We start from the raw sequence: 3,479 nt of genomic DNA, 5'->3' as shown, positions 1-3,479 counted from the left end.
CAAAACCATATAGGGTGGTAGCCTCTTCTTGATATAGGGGGGGATGTCAGAGACCTCTTCTTTGACGTTTCGTAATATGGGGGGGGTATCGTGGTCGCCCCAAAAGGCCGCCAAAACAAGGCCAAGGAGGGCAAAATAAGGCGAGGCCAATGCAAAGCAAGGCAAGGACAAATAAAGCCTATGCAAAGCAAGGCAAGGGGGTGTTTTTTGGGGAGGCGCCCTTAAGGGGTGTATAGGGGAGTTGAACTAAAAAAGTATAAGCCCCAGGGGGGAATCCAAATTCCTATTGGGAGTGGGGACTTTATTGAGGGAGGGGGGGGGCAAAAACAGAATGTAAAGTTTGTCCTAAAAATTTGAAATTAACTAACTACTTGAACACTCGATTCCGAAAAAAATCTGATATAGGGGGGGGGCTGAAAAATTTTTTAGGGGGGGGGGGCGCCTGATTCGGCTATCTTCAGGGTTTCCGCCTATCTAGGTTGCCCCTGTGGAGCGAAATTGGCTCTATGCCCTTTAAAATTGCGAGGTGTGGCTAAAGTCAAGCTCTTCTTTGGGGCAAACTTTAATTAAGTTTTAACTGTTAAGAAAGCCAAAAACTTTTGGCTGTTTCAAGGATATACTTTATGGCTGACAACAAAAAAGAGTTGGAACGGAACGAACTCCACCGTGCGATTTGGGCGCTTGCCGATGAAATGCGTGGGGCGGTTGATGGCTGGGATTTCAAGCAGTATGTGCTTGGGATGCTCTTCTACCGTTACATCTCCGAGAATATAACCAACTACATCAATGCCACGGAAGCCAAGGGCTTTGACTATGCGAAGCTTTCCGACAAGGAAGCGAAGCAAGCCAAGGATGATTTGGTGAAAGAAAAGGGTTTCTTTATCTTGCCGAGTCAACTATTCTGCAATGTTTTGGACAAGGCGGACAAGGACGAGAACCTGAACGAAACCTTGGAAAGTGTCTTCAAGGGGATTGAAGCTTCTGCGAAGGGAACACCCTCTGAACCTGACCTTGACGGATTGTTTGATGACTTTGATGTGAACTCCACCAAGTTGGGCAAGACGGTTGCTGACAAGTGCAAGATGCTCCGTAAACTGATGCACGGCATAGCTGATATGAAGTTGGGCGATTACAAGGACAATACGATTGATGCCTTTGGTGATGCCTACGAATATTTGATGGCCATGTATGCGAGTAATGCGGGCAAGAGCGGTGGCGAGTTCTTCACTCCTCAAGAAGTATCTGAACTGTTGGTTCGCATTATCACCATCGGTAAGAAGTATTTGAACAAGGCTTATGACCCCGCTGTGGGTTCCGCTTCATTGCTGTTGAAGTTCCGTAAGGTGCTTGGTAAGGACGGTGTGCGTAAGGGTTTCTTCGGCCAAGAGAAGAACTTGACCACCTACAACCTTGCAAGAATCAATATGTTCCTGCATGATGTGAACTACAACAAGTTCAGCATTGCTCATGGAGATACCCTTACTGACCCGCAGCATTGGGACGATGAACCGTTTGACGGAATCGTGTCAAATCCTCCGTATTCAATCAAGTGGGACGGGGATGACAACCCGCTGTTAATCAATGACCCACGATTTGCCCCAGCTGGTGTTCTTGCTCCGAAATCCAAGGCGGACTTGGCTTTTGTGATGCACATTCTTTCGTGGCTTTCTACGGACGGAACGGCTGCAGTGGTGTGTTTCCCTGGCATTATGTATCGTGGTGGTTCGGAAAAGAAGATTAGGCAATACCTCGTAGATAACAACTATGTGGATGCCATCATTCAGATGCCTGACAATTTGTTCTTCGGCACGAGCATAGCCACTTGCATTATGGTCTTGAAGAAATCCAAGAAGGATAACAAGATTCTGTTTGTAGATGCAAGCAAGGAATGTGTCAAGGTTACGAACGCCAACAAGCTCTCGGACGAGAATATCGAGAATATCATCAATCGCTTGGTGGAACGCAAGAACAAGAAATACGAAGCGAAGCTGGTCTCCATTGACGAAGTTGCCGAACAGGACTTCAATCTTTCTGTTTCGACCTATGTGGAGCAGAAGGACACCCGTGAAAAGGTCGATATTGACCAGCTCAACAAAGACATCGAAGATATTGTCAAGCGGGAAAACGAATTGCGTAAGGCTATTGACAAAATCATCGCCGACTTGAGGAGGTAAAAATGGTAAAAAACTTCATCTACATTTTTACAAATCCGTCATTTTCCAAATATGTCAAGATTGGAAGTGCGACAGACCCACAAAAAAGGCTCAATGACGCCAATTCCTCCACTTGGACTCCTAAGGCGTTTCGTCTTTATGGGACTTATGAGACTGCAGGCGAAAATGCCGACAAAATACTGCATAAGCTCATTGAAAGACTTGACGATGAATTGCGTGTTTCCGATGTGGTAAAAGGGCACGAACGCAAAAGAGAGTTTTTTGAAATGTCGCCTGAAAAGGCCTGGGCTATTCTCGAAGACATTGCAACTATTAGTGGAACAGAAAAGCGTCTTTGGAAAAACGAAAAGTGGACTACTGATGAAATGATAGAGGATGCCTCATCAACATCTAACGATGACAAGACTGTTTCCAAAGCAAGTAAGCGGTTTGATTTTGAGAAATGCGGCATTCCTCTCGGAAGCACTCTTAAATTCAAATATGATGATACAATCCAGGTCAAAACCCTTGCTGATGGTAATGTTGAATATAAAGGAGAAAAGATTTCTCTTAGCAAGTTAAGCGAAAATCTAATGGTAGAACGAACTGGTAAAAGGTGGAAGGGGTATCAAGGCCCTGCTTATTTCACTTTTGATGGTAAGCTACTAAAGGATATTAAGGCTGACTATATGGCCGCACAGCGGCAAACAGCGAACGAGGCAGATGATGAGCAAAATTGATGAGATGATAAAGAAACTCTGCCCCAATGGTGTAGAAGTCAAGACTCTTGGAGAACTGGGTGATTTTTACGGTGGGCTTACAGGTAAATCGAAAGAAGATTTCAAAGATGGAAATGCAAAATTCATCACCTATATGAATGTGTATTCCAATCTTAAACTAAACTTAGATACTGATGAAAAGGTGAAAATTTCGGATGGAGAAAAGCAACACACAATAGAATACGGAGATGTTCTATTTACTGGTTCATCCGAAACGCCTGATGAATGTGGGATGTCTTCTGTTCTATGCGATAAAACAAATGAAAAGCTTTACCTTAACAGTTTCTCGTTTGGCTTCCGATTTTTTGATAAAGAGCTTTTTGAACCTGAATTTACAAAATACCTTTTCCGTTCGAATGAACTTCGCAAGCAACTTATAAAGACTGCTAGCGGTGTAACAAGATTTAATGTTTCAAAAGAACGAATGAAAAAGGTGCAAATTCCTATTCCTCCACTTGAAATTCAAAGAGAAATAGCGAATATATTAGATAAGTTTACAGAGCTTACAGCAGAGCTTACAGCAGAGCTTACAGCAGAGCTTACAGCA

3 protein-coding genes are annotated in these 3,479 nt (G+C 43.8%); all 3 read left to right on the top strand.

Features of this window, described 5'->3' with window-relative positions; genetic code table 11:
• Positions 1 to 623: 623 nt before the first annotated feature.
• Positions 624 to 2,174, top strand: a complete 1,551-nt coding sequence (locus BUB22_RS15880; RefSeq protein ID WP_073115533.1) for a type I restriction-modification system subunit M — start codon at positions 624 to 626, stop codon at positions 2,172 to 2,174.
• Between the two features lie 2 nt (positions 2,175 to 2,176).
• Positions 2,177 to 2,893 carry a GIY-YIG nuclease family protein gene (locus BUB22_RS15875; protein ID WP_073115537.1) on the top strand — a complete coding sequence of 239 codons (717 nt, stop codon included), beginning with the start codon at positions 2,177 to 2,179 and terminating at the stop codon, positions 2,891 to 2,893.
• A 4-nt stretch (positions 2,894 to 2,897) separates the two neighbouring features.
• A partial coding sequence (locus BUB22_RS15870; RefSeq protein WP_217650385.1) for a restriction endonuclease subunit S occupies positions 2,898 to 3,479 on the top strand: 582 nt, incomplete at its 3' end.

The organism is Fibrobacter sp. UWCM (genome assembly GCF_900129735.1).
In the GTDB taxonomy this organism is placed as follows: Bacteria; Fibrobacterota; Fibrobacteria; order Fibrobacterales; family Fibrobacteraceae; genus Fibrobacter.
Note: the sequence above shows the minus strand (reverse complement) of the source record. Positions and strands in the feature narration are given on the sequence as shown.

Excerpts from the sequence above, each read along its gene's own strand:
- BUB22_RS15875 (WP_073115537.1), top strand. The coding sequence starts at position 2,177 with ATGGTAAAAAACTTCATCTACATTTTTACAAATCCGTCATTTTCCAAA.
- BUB22_RS15880 (WP_073115533.1), top strand. The coding sequence starts at position 624 with ATGGCTGACAACAAAAAAGAGTTGGAACGGAACGAACTCCACCGTGCG.